At 65.9% G+C, this 21,611-nt stretch carries 24 protein-coding genes and 1 tRNA gene; 16 read left to right on the top strand and 9 right to left on the bottom strand.

The window, feature by feature from the left end; genetic code table 11:
- Both AC1DEY_RS10150 and AC1DEY_RS10145 read right to left on the bottom strand, forming a co-directional pair.
- Window positions 1-483: an FHA domain-containing protein FhaB/FipA gene (locus tag AC1DEY_RS10150; protein WP_441409146.1), complete on the bottom strand. Its 483-nt coding sequence runs from the start codon at window positions 481-483 to the stop codon at window positions 1-3.
- Window positions 480-1,232 carry an FhaA domain-containing protein gene (locus AC1DEY_RS10145; RefSeq protein WP_476867828.1) on the bottom strand — a complete coding sequence of 251 codons (753 nt, stop codon included), beginning with the start codon at window positions 1,230-1,232 and terminating at the stop codon, window positions 480-482. Before AC1DEY_RS10145 ends, AC1DEY_RS10150 begins: the two co-directional genes overlap by 4 nt.
- Window positions 1,233-1,617: 385 nt before the next feature.
- Between AC1DEY_RS10145 and AC1DEY_RS10140 the strand changes: the two genes are divergently transcribed.
- Window positions 1,618-1,700, top strand: a tRNA-Leu gene (locus AC1DEY_RS10140).
- A 334-nt stretch (window positions 1,701-2,034) separates the two neighbouring features.
- On the opposite strand, the gene AC1DEY_RS10135 is transcribed toward AC1DEY_RS10140, so the two are convergent.
- Window positions 2,035-2,508: an alpha/beta fold hydrolase gene (locus tag AC1DEY_RS10135; RefSeq protein WP_476867901.1), complete on the bottom strand. Its 474-nt coding sequence runs from the start codon at window positions 2,506-2,508 to the stop codon at window positions 2,035-2,037.
- Window positions 2,509-2,807: 299 nt separating this feature from the next.
- Entirely contained in the window at window positions 2,808-3,518 is a 711-nt protein-coding gene (locus AC1DEY_RS10130; RefSeq protein WP_476867827.1) for a TetR/AcrR family transcriptional regulator, read from the bottom strand.
- 177 nt (window positions 3,519-3,695) lie between these two features.
- Between AC1DEY_RS10130 and AC1DEY_RS10125 the strand changes: the two genes are divergently transcribed.
- From AC1DEY_RS10125 to AC1DEY_RS10105, 5 genes are all read left to right on the top strand, one after another.
- The gene (locus AC1DEY_RS10125; RefSeq protein WP_476867826.1) at window positions 3,696-5,090 is read left to right on the top strand and encodes a flavin monoamine oxidase family protein; all 1,395 of its coding nucleotides are present in this window, start codon (window positions 3,696-3,698) and stop codon (window positions 5,088-5,090) included.
- A 43-nt stretch (window positions 5,091-5,133) separates the two neighbouring features.
- Window positions 5,134-6,057: a universal stress protein gene (locus AC1DEY_RS10120; protein ID WP_476867825.1), complete on the top strand. Its 924-nt coding sequence runs from the start codon at window positions 5,134-5,136 to the stop codon at window positions 6,055-6,057.
- A gap of 14 nt (window positions 6,058-6,071) precedes the next feature.
- Window positions 6,072-7,601 carry an APC family permease gene (locus tag AC1DEY_RS10115; RefSeq protein ID WP_476867900.1) on the top strand — a complete coding sequence of 510 codons (1,530 nt, stop codon included), beginning with the start codon at window positions 6,072-6,074 and terminating at the stop codon, window positions 7,599-7,601.
- Between the two features lie 329 nt (window positions 7,602-7,930).
- A complete protein-coding gene (locus AC1DEY_RS10110) occupies window positions 7,931-10,099 on the top strand; it encodes a multicopper oxidase family protein (protein WP_476867824.1) in 2,169 nt (722 codons plus the stop codon).
- Window positions 10,096-11,238 carry a hypothetical protein gene (locus AC1DEY_RS10105; protein ID WP_476867823.1) on the top strand — a complete coding sequence of 381 codons (1,143 nt, stop codon included), beginning with the start codon at window positions 10,096-10,098 and terminating at the stop codon, window positions 11,236-11,238. The genes AC1DEY_RS10110 and AC1DEY_RS10105 overlap by 4 nt, the downstream gene beginning before the upstream one ends.
- A 34-nt stretch (window positions 11,239-11,272) precedes the next feature.
- Here AC1DEY_RS10105 and AC1DEY_RS10100 read toward each other — a convergent pair whose 3' ends face one another.
- The gene (locus AC1DEY_RS10100) at window positions 11,273-11,911 is read right to left on the bottom strand and encodes an NADPH-dependent F420 reductase (RefSeq protein WP_476867822.1); all 639 of its coding nucleotides are present in this window, start codon (window positions 11,909-11,911) and stop codon (window positions 11,273-11,275) included.
- Between the two features lie 52 nt (window positions 11,912-11,963).
- Entirely contained in the window at window positions 11,964-12,599 is a 636-nt protein-coding gene (locus tag AC1DEY_RS10095) for a hypothetical protein (RefSeq protein ID WP_476867821.1), read from the bottom strand.
- Between the two features lie 131 nt (window positions 12,600-12,730).
- Between AC1DEY_RS10095 and AC1DEY_RS10090 the strand changes: the two genes are divergently transcribed.
- Entirely contained in the window at window positions 12,731-13,108 is a 378-nt protein-coding gene (locus AC1DEY_RS10090) for a VOC family protein (RefSeq protein ID WP_476867820.1), read from the top strand.
- Window positions 13,109-13,155: 47 nt separating this feature from the next.
- Here the strand turns inward: AC1DEY_RS10090 and AC1DEY_RS10085 are convergent, their stop codons facing one another.
- Together AC1DEY_RS10085 and AC1DEY_RS10080 are read right to left on the bottom strand one after the other, a co-directional pair.
- Window positions 13,156-13,764 carry an NADPH-dependent FMN reductase gene (locus AC1DEY_RS10085; protein WP_476867819.1) on the bottom strand — a complete coding sequence of 203 codons (609 nt, stop codon included), beginning with the start codon at window positions 13,762-13,764 and terminating at the stop codon, window positions 13,156-13,158.
- 140 nt (window positions 13,765-13,904) lie between these two features.
- Window positions 13,905-14,309, bottom strand: a complete 405-nt coding sequence (locus tag AC1DEY_RS10080) for a DUF5997 family protein (RefSeq protein WP_476867818.1) — start codon at window positions 14,307-14,309, stop codon at window positions 13,905-13,907.
- 102 nt (window positions 14,310-14,411) lie between these two features.
- On the opposite strand from AC1DEY_RS10080, the gene AC1DEY_RS10075 reads away from it, so the two are divergent.
- Window positions 14,412-15,155: a LysR family substrate-binding domain-containing protein gene (locus AC1DEY_RS10075; protein WP_476867817.1), complete on the top strand. Its 744-nt coding sequence runs from the start codon at window positions 14,412-14,414 to the stop codon at window positions 15,153-15,155.
- Between the two features lie 34 nt (window positions 15,156-15,189).
- Here AC1DEY_RS10075 and AC1DEY_RS10070 read toward each other — a convergent pair whose 3' ends face one another.
- Window positions 15,190-15,525 carry a hypothetical protein gene (locus tag AC1DEY_RS10070; RefSeq protein ID WP_476867816.1) on the bottom strand — a complete coding sequence of 112 codons (336 nt, stop codon included), beginning with the start codon at window positions 15,523-15,525 and terminating at the stop codon, window positions 15,190-15,192.
- 97 nt (window positions 15,526-15,622) lie between these two features.
- Between AC1DEY_RS10070 and AC1DEY_RS10065 the strand changes: the two genes are divergently transcribed.
- From AC1DEY_RS10065 to ureG, 8 genes are all read left to right on the top strand, one after another.
- Window positions 15,623-15,943 (top strand): DUF6221 family protein, encoded by a 321-nt coding sequence (locus AC1DEY_RS10065; protein WP_476867815.1) that lies wholly within the window; start codon window positions 15,623-15,625, stop codon window positions 15,941-15,943.
- A gap of 350 nt (window positions 15,944-16,293) precedes the next feature.
- Window positions 16,294-16,860 carry a DUF805 domain-containing protein gene (locus AC1DEY_RS10060; protein WP_476867814.1) on the top strand — a complete coding sequence of 189 codons (567 nt, stop codon included), beginning with the start codon at window positions 16,294-16,296 and terminating at the stop codon, window positions 16,858-16,860.
- Between the two features lie 201 nt (window positions 16,861-17,061).
- Window positions 17,062-17,364, top strand: a complete 303-nt coding sequence (locus AC1DEY_RS10055; protein WP_476867813.1) for an urease subunit gamma — start codon at window positions 17,062-17,064, stop codon at window positions 17,362-17,364.
- Window positions 17,365-17,373: 9 nt separating this feature from the next.
- Entirely contained in the window at window positions 17,374-17,769 is a 396-nt protein-coding gene (locus AC1DEY_RS10050; protein WP_476867812.1) for an urease subunit beta, read from the top strand.
- Window positions 17,766-19,511 carry an urease subunit alpha gene (gene ureC, locus AC1DEY_RS10045; RefSeq protein ID WP_476867811.1) on the top strand — a complete coding sequence of 582 codons (1,746 nt, stop codon included), beginning with the start codon at window positions 17,766-17,768 and terminating at the stop codon, window positions 19,509-19,511. The genes AC1DEY_RS10050 and ureC overlap by 4 nt, the downstream gene beginning before the upstream one ends.
- Before the next feature lie 19 nt (window positions 19,512-19,530).
- On the top strand, window positions 19,531-20,013 hold the full coding sequence (ureE, locus tag AC1DEY_RS10040) for an urease accessory protein UreE (RefSeq protein WP_476867810.1): 483 nt from the start codon (window positions 19,531-19,533) through the stop codon (window positions 20,011-20,013).
- 135 nt (window positions 20,014-20,148) lie between these two features.
- Window positions 20,149-20,817: an urease accessory protein UreF gene (locus AC1DEY_RS10035; protein WP_476867809.1), complete on the top strand. Its 669-nt coding sequence runs from the start codon at window positions 20,149-20,151 to the stop codon at window positions 20,815-20,817.
- Between the two features lie 47 nt (window positions 20,818-20,864).
- Window positions 20,865-21,482 (top strand): urease accessory protein UreG, encoded by a 618-nt coding sequence (gene ureG / locus AC1DEY_RS10030; protein ID WP_476867808.1) that lies wholly within the window; start codon window positions 20,865-20,867, stop codon window positions 21,480-21,482.
- Window positions 21,483-21,611 lie beyond the last annotated feature (129 nt).

The following is a 21,611-nucleotide window of genomic DNA, read 5'->3' as shown; positions in this document are numbered from 1 at the left end:
CTACGGCCTCAATTCGATGACCGTCTTGCCGATTCTCACGGGGACGCTCAGCTCCACCGGGAGTGCCCGGGTCAGCTGCTGGTCTGCCAGRTATGTGCCATTAGTCGAGCCGAGGTCCTCGATGAACCAGCGGCTGCCYTGCGGAAACAGGCGGGCGTGGCGGCCCGAGGCGTAGTCGTCCTCCAGGACAAGGGTGGCCTCCTGCGCCCGGCCAAGGAGGATGGGRCTCGCCGCSAGGGGGATGGTGGTGCCCTTRAGCGGACCCTCGGTCACCACCAGCTGGCGGGCCTGCTGCTTGACGGGCGCGGGCGGGGGCTCGGCGAGGGCCGGATTCTTGCGGACCTGGCGCGCTGTGGGRGCCCCGGCGGCTGCCTTRCGGCCGATCATCAGATCGCGGCGCATGGCGGAGACAATGCTGAAGATCAGCACCCATAGAAGGATAAGGAACCCGAAGCGCAGGGCCGTGATGGTCAGTTCGCTCATGCGCGGCCGCCTGTGTTGGCGGTCAGTAGGCGGAAGATGATTTTGGTCCGTCCCATCGTGATCGTGGCGCCGTCAGTAAGTTCCGAACTGCCCACGATCTTTTGGCCGTTGACATAGCTGCCGTTCGTGGAGCCGAGATCGATCGCCTGGGCTGTGCCCGGCCCSGTCCGGATTTCCAGGTGACGGCGCGAAACGCCGGTGTCGTCAATGAGGATGTCTGCTTCCGAGGASCGCCCGAGGACGATCGAGGGCGCRTTCAGCGAGTAGCGCTGACCGTCGATGTCCAATACGGGYTGCAGCTGTGCCGGCYGGCGCGTCGGAGCCGCCGGTAGGTTGCCTTGGCCGCCTGCCGGCTGGGCCGGGGCGGAAGGGGCGGTGGCTTTCTCGGTCCGCGAMGTGATGTCGAAATTCCCGGCGCGGTGCTCTTCGTCGCGGCGGAAACTGATCCGGACCGGCCCCTGGAGGGTGTAACCCTGGCTGCGGACGTGGTTGATGACGACGTCGCACAGTTCTTCCGCCAGCGGTGTGCCCCATTCCTGGGCGCGCTGGAAGTCGTCRCTGCTRAGMAGCACGTCAAAAACATTYGGGGCAAGGGTGCGTCCCGCGGCGATGGTGATGGCTTTGTTGTCCACCTCGCTGCGGAGTCGGCTTGCGATYTCGACAGGCTCAACCTGGGCGCGAGAACCGGTGGAGAAGACTCCGCGGACGGCCTTTTCGATGCCGCGCTCGACTTTGTCCAGCAATCCCATGGTCCCTCTCCTTTCCTGATGGCTGCGGGGCAGCGTTCGTTTCCGGAACTCGGTTTCCAGCTTTTGCGAGCCCGCGATCAGCAGACACTCTTACATCAGATACTACTGGGCGTGTCTGGGAATGGCCTCAACGCGCACSGCCGGGCGGCCGCCCAAATGGGGGCATACCGCGCCCTGACGTGCGCGGACATCCCCCGCCCGGCCCTGTCGGAGCTGCCCGACGTAACGTTCGGCAACCGGGCCCGCCTGGCTGGGAAGCGACCGTGATCCGGGGCCGCTCTGGCTCGATTGGTGTTTTCCGGCAATTGTCCGTTATGCTTGATCTCGCTGCTTTTACGAGGTTGGCGGTCCGGGAAATCGGACCTATCCGAGTGGAAGAAGTTGCGCGCGAGTGGCGGAACGGCAGACGCGCTGGCTTCAGGTGCCAGTGTCCGAAAGGGCGTGGGGGTTCAAATCCCCCCTCGCGCACGCATCAGGACCCCGGGAAATCAACGATTTCCCGGGGTCCTTTTTTGTCTTTACCCACGCCAGASGCCTGTTCGCCCACACGACTCCCGASACGCGACCGCGCGCTGTGGGGCCCGACCGGACCCCGTGTCATGAGTTAGCCWGTGTTTCTAGGGCCCACCCGGTCCACCGAATTCAACGACGAGCGGGACCACCTCACTCCGTCAGGCTGCCGAGCTCATGCTCTGCCTCSATGAGCGTTGCGGCAAGGCGCCCTGGGTTCGTGAGGTGTACCATGTGCCCCTCGTCCAGGGTCAGGACGGGGATCCCCTGGGACCGTAAGTCGATGGCGGTGTCATCGAAGAACTGCCCGCGSGCGCAGTGCACAAAGACGATTCGCACGGTGCTCAGATCTCCTGCMTCGTCGGGAAGCTTTTYGTCGACGGCCTTCCACAGCATGGGTGTGAGCAGCGGCGCGGCCCACTCCCGTACCTGCGGGTCCTCGACTCCGAGTGCCTCGAGCGGGAATGGCGCAAACAGCCATGGACGCTCGGGCAGAGCCAGGCTCGCAAAGGCGTCGCGGAGCGACGGCAAGATGTCCAGGGCGGACTGCCCCAAGGTCGTTCGCCTCGACAAGGCTGGTGATCTGATCGATGTGCGACAGCAACCCCACCTCCGGGGTCGCTTCGCCCGCGCGTTCTCCGACACCGGTGAGCGTCGGCGCGTAAACCTCATGCCCGGCAGCTTCCAGCAGAGGGACGACTCGCGACCAGCACCAGGCCCCGACGAATGAACCATGCACCAGCACATAGGTCCTTGATGTGTTCATGGATTTCATTGTGCTCTCCTGTTCAGGTAGTGGGAACAGGTGAAGTCGGAGGGCAGCCCGGTARGMCACCTCATGCGGTACCTGTTCCTGGGCGAGGGCGACACGGCCCCCCCTGGTGCGTGAAATCCTCCGCGAGGTCGAGCAGGMACCGGCTCTCAGGCCCGGCATCCACRTCGGCTGAGGGACCGACCGGTGAAGGGAGAGGGCTTYGGCCCTCTCCCTTCACTTTTGTCCGCTGGACACACKCCGCTGGGCTGASTGCCAACCCGGGAGACTGTCCGGCAAACTAACCCCGCCCGTCAGGGCACCCGCAGCGCACCCAGCCCGGCCAGGAGTGCCTCCAGTCCCAGGCTGAAGGCGACGTCGGCCGGTTTTTCATGGCTGTCCTCGGCCAGGCGGTTGACGGCGGAGGTGAAATTGGGGGTCGACGACGCCATGCTGCCGGAATCAAAGATGTCCGGCGGCGCCGTGACGTCGTAGGCGGAGCCAAAGATGAAGGATTCGAACGCCACGATGGCCGGGACGATGCGCTCCTGGGGAAAACCCGCRCGGCTGAAGCCRGCGCTGACAGTCTCGTACATGGCCAGGGTCTTCGGCGCATCCGCCACSGGGAGGACGGCGATGACGGGGATCAGCGGCGTGTGCTTGGAGAACACATCGCGGTAGCTCCAGGCCCAGTCCCTCACGGCCTGCTCCCAGGGCCCGTTTTCGAAGGCGGTGACGTCCACGAACGAGGTCAAGTGGTCCTGGACGAGGACCAGGACGTCCCGCTTGGAGGAGACGTGGTTGTACAGCGCCGACGGCGCCACGTTCAGGGTCCGCGCCAGCGCAGCCATGGTGAAGCCGTCGTAGCCGCTCTTGCCGATCAGCTGCAGCGCGGCCGCGGTGATGCCGTCCTGGTCCAGCACGGCTGCGGCGGGCCTGCCCACGCGGCGGCGCGGCCCGGCGGCGGGGCTGTGCTGGTCTGCCGGGCTGTGCGGGCCGGCGGGGACGCTGGTTGATGCCGTCATTCCGGACTTCCTACTAACTCTGCGGGCGGTTTCTGGGTCATCCCATTCTGCCCCTACTTTACGGGCCAAWTTCCCTGGRCAGGGGTCTTCCCCGAAGCGGACGGAAGGTCTATCATTCTAAATGAACGACATTCATTTAGTGGTCCGCATCACTCCAGCGGCCACAGGGAGGACATCATGCTGGAACTTGAACGCGACGTCGTAATCGTAGGGGCCGGGCCTTCGGGACTGACCGCAGCCCGCGAGCTGAAGAAGGCAGGGCTGAGCGTGGCGGTCCTCGAGGCACGGGACCGCGTGGGCGGCCGGACCTGGACCGACACGATYGACGGGGCCATGCTCGAAATCGGCGGACAGTGGGTCTCCCCGGACCAGACGGCGCTCCTGGGACTCCTCAAAGACCTCGGGCTGCAGACCTATTCCCGCTACCGCGACGGCGAATCCGTCTTCATCGGCGCAGACGGCAAGCGCACCTTGTACACCGGCGACACCTTCCCCGTCAGCGAAACCACCGCSGCCGAAATGGACAARCTCACGGCCCTGCTCGATTCCCTGGCCGCGGAGATCGGCCCCGAGGAGCCGTGGGCGCACCCCAAGGCCCGCGAGCTGGACACCATTTCCTTCCACCACTGGCTGCGGCAGAACTCAACGGACGAGCAAGCCTGCAACAACATCGGCCTCTTCATCGCCGGCGGCATGCTGACCAAGCCCGCCCACGCATTCTCCGCCTTGCAGGCCGTCCTGATGGCTGCCTCCGCCGGATCCTTCAGCAATCTCACGGATGAGGACTTCATCCTCGACAAGCGGGTTGTCGGCGGGATGCAGCAGGTTTCGCTGCTGCAGGCCGCGGAACTGGGCGAGGACGTCGTCCTGGACAGCCCGGTCCGCACCATCAACTGGGCCGAGGACGCGAGCGGGGGATACCGCGTCACGGCAGTCTCCGAACGGGCCACCGTGAACGCCCGCTTCGTCATCATGGCCGTGCCGCCGAACCTCTACTCCCGGGTGTCGTTCAACCCGCCGCTGCCCCGCCGCCAGCACCAGATGCACCAGCACCAGTCCCTTGGCCTGGTCATCAAGGTCCACGCCGTATACAGCACGCCTTTCTGGCGGGAGGATGGACTTTCAGGTACCGGCTTCGGCGCCGGCGCCATTGTCCAGGAGGTTTACGACAACACGAACTACGAGGACCCCCGCGGCACGCTGGTGGGCTTCGTCTCGGATGAAAAGGCCGACGCTATGTTCGAGCTCAGCGCAGAGGACCGCCGCCGGGCCATCCTCGAATCGATTGCGTCCTTCCTCGGCGAAAAAGCCCTGGATCCCGAGGTCTACTACGAGTCCGACTGGGGYTCSGAGGARTGGACCCGCGGAGCCTACGCCGCCAGCTACGACCTTGGCGGGCTGCACCGGTACGGGAAGGACCAGCTGAAGCCGGTCGGGCCCATCTACTGGTCTTGCTCCGATCTCGCGGCCGAGGGCTACCAGCATGTCGACGGCGCCGTCCGGATGGGACAGGCCACGGCAGCACGGATCGTCGCCGCCGCGGATCGTGCGTCCGTCGCGTCGCGGGCGTAGAARTCCCARCAATTCACGTCAATTCAGTTAGGAGAGCGGCCAGATGCGTTACGTAGTGGGGTACTCAGCCAATGCCAGGGGCCACGATGCGGTCAATCTGGCCGTCTCCCTGGCGCTCGGACGYGGAGCGAGCCTGGACCTTGTGCTGGTGGTGCCCGAAGTGCAGCACTCCGGGCACGCCCTCGCACCGAAGGCTGGCTTCGAAAATCTGCTCAATGAGCAGGCCCAGGAGTGGCTCGACCAGGCGCTGGCGCTGGTTCCGCCCGGTGTCCCGGCGCAGGCGCACGTCCGCGGCCATGATTCCGACGCGCACGCACTGATCGAGGCGGCCGAGGAACTGGGCGCGGACATGCTCATCATCGGCGCAACCAGCAACGGGATCTTCAAACGCTTCACCATCGGGTCGGTGGCCAGCGCGTTGCTCCACGCCTCGACCGTTCCTGTGGCCCTGGCACCGCACGGCTACCACCGCCAGGAGGCCCTGACCCGGATCAGCTGCGGACTCGGAACCCGGGCGGGCGCCGAAAAGCTGCTCGATTTCGCMCTGGGCATGGCGTCGAACCGGGACGTGCCGCTGCGCGTGGTGTCGCTTCTGGCGCTCGACGGCGGCGATGMGGCCGATGCGGCCGGTACCGCCGAGGCGGCCCGCGAGTACGCGGCGAAACGCCTGGCCGCCGCCCTKCCCGRSGRCGAACAGGAGGTCCRGGAGGAGGCGAAGACGGAAGTCGTCGTCGCGCACGGTCGCAGCATCGAGGAAGCTGTAGACCGTCTGAGCTGGGAAGACGGCGAGGTCCTGYTGATTGGTTCCAGCCGGCTTGCCAAGGGCCGGTCCATCTTCCTCGGCAGYACGGCCAACCGCATCCTTCGCGCCCTGCCCGTGCCGATGATCGTGGTGCCCAGCGACTATGAACTCAAGCGGCTCAACCATTCAGCGTCGAATGACGTCCCCCGAGAGGCAGAAAAATGAGTACCGAACCCGCGATGTCCAAGGCATCGCARCCCGGACAGCAGCACGACCAGAAGCACGACCAGCACGGGCTCAGYGAGAAGGGCCTGAAGGCCGGATCGGTGGGCCTGATTGGCGCCGTCGTCATCGGCATTTCCTGTATCGCCCCGGCGTACACGCTCACGGCGGCACTGGGCCCCACAGTGGCCGAGGTCGGCGTGCACCTGCCCGCGATCTTCCTGGTGGGCTTTGTCCCCATGYTGCTGGTGGCGCTCGGCTACCGCGAACTGAACAACGCCATGCCCGACGCCGGCACCTCCTTCACCTGGTCCACCCGGGCCTTTGGCCCTTGGATCGGCTGGATGGGCGGGTGGGGCCTGATTGCTGCGACCATTATCGTGCTCTCAAACCTGGCGGCCGTCGCGGTGGATTTCTTCTACCTCATGCTGGCGCAGCTCACKGGYAACCCGGACCTCGCCGACCTCACCACGAACCTGCCGGTGAATATCGCCACCACGCTGGTCTTCATTGCCCTCGCGTGCTGGATCTCCTACCGCGGCATGGAAACCACCAAGAGCGTCCAGTACGTGCTGGTGGGATTCCAGCTGCTGGTCCTTGGCTGGTTCTCCGTGGCGGCGTTCAGCCACGTGGCCAACGGAACGGCCTTTGACGCGACTGCCATCGCCCCGGACTGGTTCAACCCCTTCGCGGTGGGATCCTTCTCCGCTTTTGCCGCCGGCGTTTCGCTGTCCATCTTCATTTACTGGGGCTGGGACGTCACGCTGACCATGAACGAGGAGACCAAGAATCCGGAGAAGACCCCGGGCCGTGCCGCCACAGTCACCGTGCTGGTCATCGTGATCATTTACATGACCGTTGCCCTGGCCACACTGTCCTTCGCCGGCGTCGGCGATACCGGCCTGGGTGCCGGCAACCCGGAGAACCAGGGCAGCATCTTCGCGGTCCTCGCGGGGCCGGTGATGGGCCCCTTCGCCATCCTGATGTCGCTGGCCATCCTGAGCAGCTCCGCCGCGTCGCTGCAGTCCACGTTCGTCTCKCCGGCGCGCACSCTGCTGTCCATGGGCCACTACAAGGSCCTGCCGAAAAAGTTCGGCCGGATCAGCCCCACGTACAAGTCGCCGAGTTATGCGACGATCGCCTCGGCTGCGGCAGCAGCAGCGTTCTATGTCATTACCCGCACGACGTCGGAAAACGCKCTGTGGGACACCATYACGGCCCTGGGCATGATGATCTGCTTCTACTACGGCATCACCGCGTTGGCCTGTGTYTGGTTCTTCCGCGCCGAGGCGTTCAGCGGGGCGAAGGCGTTCTTCTTCAAGTTCCTTGCACCTCTCCTGGGCGGMGTCATCCTGCTGGTCATGTTCGTCAAGACCGCCTATGACTCCATGGATCCCGCGTACGGTTCCGGTTCGTCAATCGGTGGCGTGGGCCTGGTCTTCATCCTGGGCATGGGCGTCATCCTGCTGGGCGTGGTGCTCATGCTGGTCATGGCCAGGGTCCGCCCCGAGTTCTTCAAGGGCAAGGTCCTCTCCCGCGGGATCTGATCCGCGGCCGGGTCCGGGAGGTCCCCGTCCGGCAGCCGTTTGGAAAGTGAGCCCACTTACCAAACGGCTGGCCGGAGGGGGACCTTCCTGCGTTGGAGGCAGGTTCCAGCCGATCAAGTGATTCCAAAGGTCTGCGACGCATAGTGAGGGGGTCAGCGGCKGAGGGCCAAGCGAAGCTGAGCCCGCAGGGTAGGGAGTTTCCTCGTGATCACTCTTCATTTCACGCAACGATGCGCACGGGATGGCGTCCGCAGGCCTCAGGGCGGCCATACGTCCCCATACGAAGGGGACGGGGACTCGTGATGGATAAGGATGARGAGGCAGGCRGGGTGTCCCGCCGAACCYTATTGAGGTTGGGGGCGGCCGGGGGCGCCGGCGCCGCCCTGGTTGCCGCGAAGGGCTTGGGCGTGCCGTTTCTCGCGCAGCGGGGCCTGCTCACGGCCGACGGCGCGTTCGCCGCGACGTCRGCAGCGCTCAGTGACGCGTTGTTCTACATCGAAAAGTTCCCGACGAGCCCGCTGATCCTGGAGCCGTTCCGCGACCAGCTGCCCATCCCGAGGGCGCTCSCCCCGGTGCCGAGGTCGGTGTACAGCGCCTGGCCGAAGCCGCCGGGGCCAGGACCCGGGCAGCARAAYTCGCTGCTCAACGAACGGCACCAGATCTGGCCAAGCCAGATCGGCTMYCCGGATCCCATCGTCTACAAGATCGAYCTACTGCTTCGGACCCACTCCTTCACCAAGTCCCAAGTGCTGCCGATCGACTCGGAAGGACWGCCGACAGTCTCGTACGACTCATCCGGCAAGACCTACGCGGCCGGSACKAAACGSACATTGCCGCCGAGCACWATCTACGGTTTCAACGGCACSCTCCCCGGACCGATGATCAACGCCGAGTACGGCAAGCCGGCGCTCATCCGCTTCGAAAACCATCTGGACGAGAACCCGCTCCACCTCGACCGCCAGGATTTTGGCTCCCCGGACTGGTCCTTCCTGACCCACCTGCACAACGGTCACACCGCGCCCGAGAGCGACGGCAACCCGCACTACTCGATGGTGGCCGGSCCCAAACATCCGGGCTTCAGGCCGCAGATGTTCGTCGACAACCTGTACCTGAACTGGCCGGCCGGCGGAGACGACCGGGAGAAGCAGAGTTTCTTCTGGTTCCACGACCACACGATGGACCACACCGGCTCGAACGTCTACAAGGGCCTGATGGGCCTCTACCCCATCTACGACCCGAAGAACGGCCTGGACATGGGAGACGAGCGGCGGGGCCTCCGGCTGCCCGGCGTCCGCAAGGACAACTCGGATGGCTCCTTCGACGTCAGGTACGACATCCCGCTGGCCTTCTCCGATCTGCGCCTTGATGACGGTGACACGGTGCACAAGGACATCCACGACGTGCAGGGCGAGTTCCCGGCCGCGAAGAACCCAGCCAAGCATCCCGAGTGGTGGGGCAAGACGTTCTACAAGCACTTCCCCAACCACGGCTTCGTGGGCGAYATCTGCGCGGTCAACGGGACGGCCTTCCCGRTGCTGGAGGTCAAGCGGCGCAAGTACCGCTTCCGGTTCCTGGACGCCTCGGTCTCGAGGATCTATGAATTCAAGCTGATGAGCTCGACGCAGGGCCCCAAGTCCTCGGCGTCGCTCGGCTTTGTCGATGACGAGCTGGAGGGCCAGTACCGCATCCCTGACGCCCAGCAGTGCATGCAGTTCACCCAGATCGCCTCAGACGGCGGGCTCMTGCCGTTCCCCATCAAGCGGGACTCGTTCGAGCTGTGGCCGGCCAAGCGGCGCGAGGTCATCATCGATTTCACGCGGTACCAGGACGGCACGCCGACCACCAAGGGCGACGTCGTCTACCTCACCAACGTCTTGAAGATGCCCAACGGGCGGATGTGGTCCAACTCGTCCCGCTTCTTCCCCGATCCGGCCTATAGGGTGCCGTTGCTGAAGTTCGTGATCGGCGACWCCGCTCAGGACGACAGCCWGATGCCGGCGGCCCTGACGCCTCTSCGYCCGCTTCCGCCGCTGCCGGGCAACTGGCGGAACCTGTTGGATAACCGCCTGATCTTCGAGGTGAAGCGGGGTGCCCTGGGCGGCGAGATCGAGTGGCTCATCAACGGCAAACCCTTCGACCCGACGACSGTGGCGACGAGCCTGAGAAACAATGCTGGCGCGACGCCGCTGGCCGCGCCGAAGAAGAACAGCTTCAACCTCTGGGAGATCCGCAACGGCGGCGGCGGATGGGTGCACCCCTTCCACTTGCATATGGAGGAACACCGCACCGTCATGCGCAACGGCAAGGACGTCACTGTTAAGGCAGATGCCGGGCACCCCGACGACGTCTCGAAAGAAGATCTGGCGGCGCTTGACCCGAACGAGTCGGTGATCCTTTACCGGGGATTCCGGGACTTCGTCGGGCCATACGTGGCGCACTGCCACAACCTTGCGCATGAGGACCACTCCATGATGTTCGGCTGGGAGATCCGGCCATGAAGCAGAGGGAGGTGATCGAGAAGGCAAAGTTCCCCGACGCCCACATTGAACGCAGCGGCCTGAATCCTGGCCCGGCAGCCGTTCCATGGTTGACGGTCGCATCCCTCGCGGTTGTGATGGCCTATGCTGACGGCTTCTGGATGATGTCGCTGCGCGGTGCCGTGGGTGCCATTGAACGCACCCAGGAGCCATTCGTGAGCTGGCTGCGTGAGTCCACCCTGGTTCTGCCGGTTTTCGTCGTCGCTGTTCTTGGCGCCCTCGCGCTGGCGCTCCACCTGTTCGGGCCGGAGCCGCGCAAGTGGAGCACCGTCCTGACGGCGCTGCTGGTAGTCGCCGCCGGAACCGGCGTCGGCATTGTGCTCATTACCGTCAGCTCCGCCTATGACTACCGGCTGCAAGCCGATCAGCTGCAGCTGATCGGCTCGATGAGCCACACTTGCCCGCAGGACGGATGCGTGGCGCTGCAGGAGCAGGCGTCGCTCGGACTCCAGGTGCGAGCAGTGGGCTATGGCAGCGGGATGCTCTTGGTCACCAATTTTGTCCTCGTGGGCTGGGTGGTGGCGATCCGGGGCGGCCGGTTGGACGTCAGCAGCATCCGAGGGCGAACTGCCCGGTGGGGAAAGGACCACCGGCAGATTCTTCTGGCTGGAACGCTGTTCGGCAGCGCAGCCATCCACACCGCCGTCATACCGGAGCATCTCAGCGAGTGGGCTGCCGCCGGTATGTTTTTCGCAATTCTCGCTGCGGCCCAGCTTGCCTTTGGCCTCCTGTCGCTGGGCCGGCGGCACCGCGCCCTGCTCCTGGCGGTCGCGGGAGCCTCGATTGTTCCGCTGGTGCTGTGGGTGTGCTCCCGGACCGTCGGACTGCCGTTCGGACCGGCGGCCGGCACCCCCGAACCGGCCGGTCTGGCCGACATTGCTGCCGGGGTCCTGGAACTGGGCGCACTGCTGGCTGCCGGCGCCCTGCTCCGTGACAAAGACCAGCTGTCCAGGGGCCCACAGGTATCAGCCCACATCCGATCGCTCACGGTTGTGGCGGCGATCGCCGTTGGCGTTTTGGGTCTCGCCGGCACCGCCCCGGCCTGGTTCGGCAACCCGGATAGCTCAGGACACGAGCCGGTCACCGTCCGCCACCAGTGAGGTGCACGGGTCCGGCCGGTTTTTGAGGCGGGCCCTAGTCGATGATTTTCAGGCTGGTGCCCCAATTGAAGGTTGGATATGCGGGGTTGACCTGCAACGCCATGACCAGCTGCTCGAAGCCCTCGAGTTCACGGGCGTGGCGCAGCCCGCCCACCTGGATCGGACGCAGCYCGGCGGCTTCGGCGAAGGCGGCGACGTCGTTGCGGGCCTCCTCGGAGTCAGAGGCGATGAAGACATCCACTGGCAGGCCACCGGCAGCCCCTGCGCCGAGTGGGCCGGCGAAGGTGGTGTTGAAGGCTTTCACCACCCGTGCGCCTGGCAGCAGCGCCGCAATTTCTTCGGCCGCCGACGTTCCCGGGGCGACCACCAGCGAGTCAAAGGTCTCCGTGTCGATCGGGTTGCTGATCTCCACCACCGTCTTGCCGCTGAGCGTATCGCCGAAATGTGTGGCAACCTCCTTGGCAGGTCCGAAGTAGAGCGCCAGGACCACGATGTCGCCCTCGGGAACTTCACTCAGRCCGCCGGAGGTGGTGTTGCCGCCAAGGTCAGCAGCGAGCTTGGCGGCATTATCCGGTGTCCGGTTCAGCACCTGGACGGAGCGGCCGGCGGCGACAGCACGGGTGCCGATTGCCCGTGCCATGTTGCCGCTGCCAATGATCGTGATGTCAGTCATGATGGAACCTTTCCGAGGTGGCCGGTAACTGCCGGATCAACAATTGAAGGAATCAGYTGTGCGCGTGGTCCKGGCCAGGCAGCGCTGCGGGGKTGACGCCGGCCGCGCGTTCAGCCTCAGCCAGGGCRTGTTCCAGCCGGTCCACGGCCGGGGCGTAGGCARCATCCGAACACGGGCGGTCCGTTGRGCTGCCCARACGCTCGGCGGCCTTGATTGCCCGGATCAGCGCRGCAGTTTCCGGGCGCCGGGTATCGMTCATGGCGGGGTAGTCAATCGAGAACCGCGGGTCCAGTTCGTAGCGCTGCCACCGGGCGAGGGCGTTCCGGTGCCGTGCGGCCGCCGCCTCGTTAAGGAGCTGGGTCTCGCGGCTGGCACGGCGGGTTTTTTGCCGGCGGAGCAGCCGGGGTGCAGCGGCCAGGGCCGCCAGGGCTGCGCCGCCGGCCAGCATTCCGAGCGCCAGACCGGCCCAGGGCCACGTGAAGGATGCAAGGACGATRGCGGGCACAACKACGGCGAGTCCGGCGAACACGTCCCAAAACGCGCCGTCCGCGCCCTCTGASGGTCCGTCTTGGGCCGCCAGGTGTTTGCGGGCGAAGTAGACCGAGATGAACGCCGCCCCGACGACCAGGACGGCGAGGGCGAGGAACTGCCAGACCGCAAGGGCTCCGGAGTCTGAAAGCGACGTCATTGCACACCTCCGGCGGAACCATCCCGGGCGGGCGCTGTTCCGCTAGTTCCATTGGAATCCCTTGCGGCGGGGCCGTCAATGCCCCGCGCGGGACGTTCCGTCACGGAGCGTCCCGGCGTAGCCTAGGGGCCATGCGACTGAAAATGTGCAGTATTCACGTCAAGGATCCCGCCTCGGCCCATGAGTTCTATACCGGCATCCTGGGTTTCGAGACCCTGATGGCGATGCCGGAGCACAACCTCTTCATCGTCAAGGATCCAGGCGGCGCCGGTGGCGCCGGGCTGCTGCTGGAGCCCAGTGACAACCCGMTCGGGGCGGCGTACATGAACGGACTGCACGACGCCGGAATCCCGGCGATCGTGTTTGGCGTGCCGGACGTGCGGGCCGAATATGACCGGTTGGCTGCCAGGGGCGTGATGTTCCAGRGCGAGCCGTCCGAGGGGCCCGGCGGGACGTCCGTGGTGATGGATGACGGCTGCGGGAACTTCGTGCAGCTGCACCAGGACTAGACGCGGGCCGGGCCTGGCCGCACCCGGCGCCAAACCGGACACGGGGCCTAGCGGTTTACTTTGTCCTTGTCCGGGTKCTCGTCGCCGATGTGGCCAGGTGCGTTGGCGGCCAGGACGCGCGCGACGAAGGAGGCATATTCGTCCATGTAGTGGCCCAGCAACTTGGCTGTKGCCTCGTCCTTGACCTCGCYGTCCTCGCCGTAGACCTCCGGGGTGAAGCGGATGTAGGCCTCCGGCGCATTGAGCTGCGGCGCATCAAGGAAGCTCAGCACGCTCCGGAACGASGACTGCATCACGGCRGTGCCKATGCCGCCGGGGGAAGCGCCGATGATCCCGGTGGGCTTGCGSGCGAAGGAATTGGTGCCCCAGGGCCGGGATCCCCAGTCGATGGCGTTCTTGAGCGCCCCCGGGATGGAGCGGTTGTAYTCAGGGGAGACGAACAGGATGCCGTCGGAKGCGGCAACGGCGTCCTTGAGGGCCTGACCTTCGGGCGGAAAGGCTGCATCGAAATCCGGGCTGTACAACGGCAGGTCCTTGATGGGGATCTCCGTGAACTCCAGCTCCGSGGGTGCMAGCCGGATCAGSGCCTTGGACAGCGTGCGGTTGATGGAAGTGCTGGAGAGGCTCCCGACAAAATACCCGATCTTGTAGGCCATGGCCTGTTCCTTCCCGGTGCTCCGCCGGAGGCTGGTGGAYTGGGATACAGAGGCGATCGGGCCGGCGGACCCGACTCATTCCGCGAGCATAGCCCTGMGTCCGCGGGATGAAAATAGRTGCCGGAAGGAGCCGGGTGCCGCTATTCGGCCTTGGYGCGGGCTTTCTTGGCGTCCTTCTTGGCGGCCTCGTCCTTGACCCGCTGGGCCTCGGCGCGGACGGCGGCGTGGGTGGAGCGCTCGGTAACCAGCCAGGCCGGGGGAGCCTGGAGCAGCGCGGTGATTTCCGCCGTCGTCAGCGCTTCCTCAACGCCGCCGCGGGCCAGGCCGCTGATGGAGACGTTGAGCTTCTGCGCCACCACGGGCCGCGGGTGGGGGCCGTTGCGGCGCAATTCCACGAGCCACTCCGGCGGGTTGGCCTGGAGCTCGGCGAAGTCAGCGCGGGTGATGGCCGAATCCTGGAACTCCTGGGGTGTCGCCGGCAGGTAGATGCCAAGCTTCTTGGCAACGGTGGCCGGCTTCATGGACTGGGAGTTTGCAGAGGTCATGGTTCAAGGGTATCCGGCYACAAAGCCGCAAGGCACCACACCGGCACCATGCGGACTYCGTGCAAMAGAGCCGTACGACGGCGGTGGCGGTACTGTGAACGTGTGTCCGCCGCAGAAGAAACCCCCGAAAACGCCACACCGTCCGAGCCCGAGGTCCGCGAGCTGCGCTTTGCGTACGTTGCCGGTGTGACCCCCGGAAAATGGATCCGGCGCTGGGAGGAACGTATGCCGGACGTGCCGCTGCACTCYTTCATGTCCGACGACGGCGCGCAGCTCGCYGTGCTCCGCGACGGCTCGGCGGACCTGAGCTTCGTCCGGCTCCCCGTGGACCGCGAGGGCCTGAGCGTCATCCCGCTCTACGAGGAACAGCCCGTGGTGGTGGTACCCAAGGGGCACGAGGTCACCGYGTTCGAGGAAGTGGACYTGGCGGATCTGTCCAAGGAGACYTTCCTTGACGTGCAGGAGCTCGGCGGCCCTGCGATGGCCCTGCAGGTGGTGGCGTCCGGTGCCGGACTGGTGATCCTGCCGATGTCCGTGGCCCGGCACTTCAACGTCAAGGACACTGTGGCCCGGAAGCTCACGGGTGCGCCCGGCACGGAGATCGCCCTGGCCTGGCCCAGCGACGCCACGGACGAGGTGATCGAGGAATTCATCGGGATTGTCCGCGGGCGCACCGCGGCGAGCTCCCGCCAGCCCTCGGCGCAGCAGGAGAAACCCAAGCGGGAGCCCAAGCCGGACCGGCGCGGCACGGGATCTGCCACCAAGAAGCCCAAGGTGGCGCAGCGTTACGCGCCAAACCCGGACAAGGGCCGTGGCAAGGGATCRCGGAAAAAAGGCAAACGCTAGGGGATACGCGGACGTTCCCCCGTTGCCGCGGCCGCTACTTGGCGCAGGCGTCCTGAAGGGCCTTGACGGATTCGGCCGGAACCTGGTCTCCGGAATCGGCAATCTGGCGCAGTGGCGTGGTGATCTCAGCGGGTGTGCCGGCGGTTTCCGCGCCGGCGACCAGGCCGCCCAGCAGTTCCTTGTCCTTGACGCTGACGAGGCCGTCCTTCACGAGGGCGCAGGCCTGTTTTTTCACTTCACTGCCGGCCGCCGCTGCAACCTGGGATGCCCCGTCGTTGACGGCCTTTTCGGCGGCGCCCTGCACCTGGCCACAGCCGCTCAGGGCGATCAACGCGGCGGCAGCGGCAAGAGTGGCGAGGCGTCGTTTCATTCATCCACCCTAACAAGCACTGTTGGTGCCGGGGTCCCCGAAAGAGGGGAAACCCTAGGCATAGCCGTGTGAGCACAGGCGCGCATAGGCTCGGTTCGTGGACATCGTCGAGTTCTTGACCGCACGCATTAAAGAAGACGAAGCTGCCGCACTGAAACTTCTCGGCGACCCCACGCTTGCCGTCTCCGGGGAGTGGTATGAACGCCGCCTGCTCCGCGAGTGTGAGGCCAAGCGCCAGCTCATCGGCATCATCGAATCCGCCCGCCAGTCCGTGCTGGCAGCCCTGGTCAGCCAGGAGCCCGCCGACGCCGGCTGGGTGCCGGACGTCATTGAGTGGACCACGCAGTCCCTGCACACCCTGGCCCTGCCGTACGCGGACCACCCCGAATTCCAGTCCCGGTGGCGGATCACGGGATAGCGGTCTTCGGCTTTCTTCCACTCGAAGCAGACCCGGTTGCAACCTGGCCGCCTATTTTCATGCCCTGACCTGCGAAAACAATCCTTCCTCACCCCTGCCGCAGGCGACGTATCGCCGCTACCATGGCACCCGGGGCCTCCTGTGGTGCCCCGGAAAATGGGGGAGAACCATCGCRCACAACCGCTATCTGGCAGGTCAAGCGCGCCCAGGCCTGCCCCGGCACCGCAGAGYCAGGMAAGCAGCAGTAGAGACCCGCAGTKCAGTARAGACSCGCAGTTCAGTAAAGACCKGCAGTTCATCGATCCAGCCGCAACCGACGCCGCTAKAACCGTCCATTGAAAGAGAGCGACATGTCAGATCCGCATAAGTTCCCGCAGGACACCGGCCGGCAGCAGTGGCCGAGCGAGCAGCCCCGGCAGAACCCGGGGTGGGCGTCMAACCCGTACGGCGCGCCGGCGTACCCGGGCGCGGCGTCCGGSCCGSTGCCGCTCTGGGCACCCCTGTACGGYGCCTCCCTGCCGGAGGCCGTGTCCAGGTTCTTCAAGAARTACGCAACGTTCTCAGGCMGGGCSAGCCGGAGCGAATACTGGTGGTGGACGCTCGTCGCCGGCATCATCTCGCTCGTCTTGGACGTCATCATGCTTGTCGGCGGCTCCGCCGGCGCAACGCTACGTCCTGACGGAACGAGCGTCCCGGGCCCAGGTTACGTTGTCGGGCTGGTTCTGGCCGCCATCTGGTTCCTGGCAGTTCTCGTTCCGTCCCTGGCGCTGACGGTCCGGCGCCTCCACGACGCCAACTACAGCGGCTGGATGTACCTTCTGGTTCTGATCCCTCTGGCCGGTCCCATCATTGTGTTCGTCTTCATCCTGATGGGCCCCAAGCCTGAAGGTCAGCGGTTCGACCAGCCGACCTGGTAGGCGCGCAGGTCAACGGGCCACCGGGGCGGTACGCTCCGGTGGCCCTTCTGCGTCCTGATGCCGGCTCAGTTGAGCGCCGCCAGCCACGAGAAGCCGACAAATGTGACGCCGGAAACCTGCAGGAAATCTCCGCGGCCTACGCTGGTCACACCGCGGCATCTGCGGTCCGCCCGCCGGTGCGGTTCTTGAAGGGATTCCGTCATGCACCTCTTGCCCCGCGAGCAGGAAAAGCTCATGATCGTGGTCGCGGCGGACCTCGCCCGCCGTCGCCAGGCCCGCGGCCTGAAGCTGAACTTCCCCGAGGCCGTCGCCGTCATCAGCTACGAACTGATCGAGGGCGCCCGGGATGGCCGGACCGTGGCGGACCTCATGAGCTACGGAACCACCCTCCTTGGCCGCGACGACGTCATGGAGGGCGTGCCGGAAATGATCCACGACGTCCAGGTCGAGGCCACCTTCCCGGACGGCACCAAGCTCGTCACCGTCCACGACCCCATCCGCTAGGGAGTTTCGATGATTCCGGGAGAATACGTCCTCAGCGCCACTCCGCTGCTGATCAACGCCGGGCGTGAGGCAGTGGAGGTCGCCGTGACCAACACGGGTGACCGCCCAGTCCAGGTGGGCTCGCACTATCACTTCGCCGAGGCGAACCCGGCACTGCACTTTGACCGGCAGACCGCCTATGGCCGGCGCCTGGACATCCCGGCCGGCACCGCCGCACGGTTCGAACCCGGGGACAGCAGGACCGTTCGGCTGATAGAACTCGCGGGCAGTCGGGAAGTGTACGGGCTCAGCAACGCCGTCAACGGACCACTCAACGAGACCGGACTCCGCGAGACCGGACGCCGTGTTTCCGACCTACACGTTTCCGACCCCCGTGTTTCCGAAGGGAAAGGTGACGCGCAGTGAGTTTCGAGCTATCCCGCAGGCAATACGCAGACCTCTACGGCCCGACGACGGGCGACGCCATCCGCCTGGCCGACACCGATCTGTTCCTCGAGATYGAGAAAGACCTCACCGTCTACGGCGAGGAAGTGGTGTTCGGCGGCGGCAAAGTGATCCGCGACGGCATGGGCCAGAACGGCCAGCTGACCCGMGGGGAGGACATMCCGGACACCGTGATCACCAACGTCGTCGTCCTKGACTACACCGGCATCTACAAGGCCGACGTCGCGCTCCGGGACGGCCACATCTTCCGGATCGGCAAGGCCGGCAACCCGCAGATCACCGACGGCGTGGACATCGTGATCGGCGCGAGCACCGAGATCATTGCCGGYGAGCGGAAAATCCTGACGGCCGGCGGGGTGGACTCCCAYATCCACTTCATCTCCCCGGACCAGGTCACCGCCGCCCTGTGCAGCGGCGTGACCACCATGGTGGGCGGCGGCACCGGCCCCGCCGAAGGCACCAAGGCCACCACCGTYACCCCCGGCAAATGGCACATCCAGCGGATGCTGCAGGCCGCCGAAGGACTCCCTATTAACATCGGCCTTTTYGGCAAGGGCCATGCCTCCGCCGTCGAACCGCTCGCCGAACAGATCCGCGCCGGCGCGATCGGACTGAAAGTCCACGAAGACTGGGGATCCACCACGGCCTCGATCGACACCTCCCTGAAGGTCGCGGACGAATACGACGTCCAGGTGGCCATYCACACCGACACCCTGAACGAGTGCGGCTTCGTGGAGGACACCATCCGCGCGATCGACGGCCGCGTGRTCCACACCTTCCACACCGAGGGYGCCGGCGGCGGGCAYGCGCCGGACATCATCAAGATCGCCGGGYKGCCCAACGTSCTGCCGGCGTCCACCAACCCCACGCTGCCSTACACGCGCAACACGATCGAAGAGCACCTGGACATGCTCATGGTCTGCCACCACCTGAAYCCGGACATYCCGGAGGACGTGGCGTTCGCCGACTCCCGGATCCGCGCCGAGACCATYGCGGCCGAGGACGTCCTSCAGGACCTGGGCATCTTCGCGATCACGTCCTCGGACTCCCAGGCCATGGGCCGCGTGGGCGAAGTGATCATCCGCACCTGGCAGGTGGCGGACAAAATGAAGAAACAGCGCGGTGTGCTCAAAGACCCCSACCGSGGYGTGCACGGCGCCGCTGCCGGGCAGGGGGCGGAGAGCGATAACTTCCGGCTCAAGCGGTACGTGGCGAAATACACCATCAACCCGGCCATCGCGCAGGGCATGGCGGACTCGATCGGCTCGGTGGAGGTCGGRAAGTTCGCCGACCTGGTGCTCTGGGACCCGGCGTTCTTCGGGGTGAAGCCGGAGYTGGTGCTCAAGGGCGGCCAGATCGCCTACGCCCTCATGGGCGACGCCAACGCCTCCATTCCCACACCCCAGCCGCGCACCATGCGGCCGATGTTCGCYRCCTACGGCAAGGCCCTGCAGCAGTCCTCCATCACCTTCCTCTCYCAGGCMGCCATCGACGCCGGGGTCCCGGCCGAGCTCGGCCTGGAAAAGGTCATCCGGCCGGTGTCCGGCATCCGAAACCTCACGAAGGCGGACCTCAAATACAACGGCGCCACCCCGRACATTGAGGTGGACCCGGAAACGTATCAGGTGAGCGTCGACGGCGAGGACGTCACATGCGAACCGTCGGACGTGCTGCCCATGGCCCAGCGCTATTTCCTTTTCTAGGGATCCAGAGGAGACGAACATGATCATCGAAAAGGTCCTCGGCAACACGCACGACCTTCCGCCCGGGCCGGACCCGTATGCCGGGCTCCACCGGGAAAAGGTGGTGCTGCCCAGCGCCCAGCTGGTCAAGCGCATCCAGCGCGTCACCACCGACCACGGCAAAGAGCTRGGCATCAGGCTCCCCTCCGCTKCTTCAGACCTGCGCGACGGCGACATCCTGCACGTGGCCGGGAGCAACATGATCGTGATCTCCGTGCTGCCCACCGACGTCCTGGTGATCGCCCCGCGMTCCATCCACGAGATGGGCGTGGTGGCGCACAGCCTGGGCAACCGGCATTTGCAGGCCCAGTTCTTCGACGCCGCTTCGGAGTACGGGGCCGAGGTGATGGTGTGCCAGTACGACCACACCGTGGAGGACTATCTCAAACACGTCGGAGCGCCCTACGACCGCCAGAAGCGCGTGATGCCCGTCCCCTTCCGCCATGCTGAACACAGCCACTAGTTCCGCAGTTAAAGCCGCGGCGGCGGTTGGGTGCGCCACCCCGGTTTGGGGGCCGTGCCCGCTTCGCGGTGCCCGCCACGCCGCGGCCCCCAAACCGGGGCATCGCTTTGCTTCCTCACTCTGGGCGGCACTTCAGTGAACGGATACCAGCTCGCTTTGCAGCAGCTCACCGATTCTGCGCTTCCTACCGGGGCTTTTGCTCACTCGCTTGGGTTTGAGACTTATATTGAGCGCGGGCTGGTGCGGGATGAGGCGAGCTTTGGGGTTTGGTTGGCGGCGTTCATTTCGCAGCAATTGACTTACTCGGACGCCCTGGCCATTCGGTTTCTCTATGAGGGCGCTGCTGTTGCTGAGCTGGATGAGTTGTTGAGCGCCCAGCTGCTGCCCCGGCAAGTGCGCGAGGCGAGTATCAAGATGGGCGGACGGCTGCTGGAGATCGGGTCCGAGATCTTCCCGTCCCCGGCAYTGGCCGAATACAGGGAGCTGGTGGCTTCCGGCCGRGCTGCCGGGCACCAGCCGCTCGCGTTCGCCGTGATCGCCCGCTCGCTGGATGCGCCGCTCCCCGAGGCCCTGGTTGCCTACTTGTTCGCGACGGTCACGTCCCTGACGCAGAACGCGGTCCGGGCCATTCCGCTGGGACAGAACGCCGGCCAGCGGCTGCTGCGGAAGGCGGCCGACGGCGTCGCTGCSGCCGCCGAGCGGGCCGGCCACCTCACGCCCGACGACTTTGGGGCCGTCAGCCCCGGACTCGAAATTTCGCAGATGCGGCACGAACGCCAGCGCGCCCGCATGTTCATGAGCTAGCAGAACTTTACAAGAAATGCTGACGAGAAATATGTCTGGAGAAGWATATGTCTGAGCCCATCATCATCGGCATCGGCGGCCCGGTGGGTGCCGGSAARACCCAGCTCGTGGAGCGCCTCACCCGCYACATGAGCCGGGCCATCTCCATGGCGGCCATCACCAAYGACATCTACACGATCGAGGACGCCAAGATCCTCGCCGCCAACGGGATCCTKCCGCTGGACCGGATYATCGGCGTCGAAACCGGCGGCTGCCCACACACGGCCATCCGCGAGGACACCTCCATGAACACGGCGGCCATCGAGGAGCTGAAGAAACGGCACCCGGACCTGCAGGTGATCTTTGTCGAATCCGGCGGCGACAACCTCTCCGCGACGTTCAGTCCCGAGCTGGTGGACTTTTCCATCTACATCATCGACGTGGCCCAGGGGGAGAAAATCCCGCGYAAGGCCGGCCAGGGCATGATCAAGTCCGACCTCTTCATCATCAACAAGACCGACCTGGCGCCCCACGTCGGCGCGGACCTCTCCGTCATGGAACGGGATTCCCGCGAATTCAGGGGCGAGAAGCCGTTCTGCTTCACGAACCTCAAGACCGACGAAGGCCTGGAACGCGTCATCGAATGGGTGCGGCGCGAAGTCCTGATGCTCGACCTGGCGTCATGAGCACGACGGCGGCCGTTCAGTCCCAGGCGGCTGTCTCACCTGGGCCGGCGCCCGCGGGTGAAGGGGGCCGKGCCCGCTCCGCGGTGCCCGCCACGCCGCGGCCCCCTTCACCCGCGTCCGCTGATCGGC

This window comes from Arthrobacter sp. 05T47, from assembly GCF_056395825.1.
This window is presented reverse-complemented; position numbering and strand designations above follow the sequence as displayed.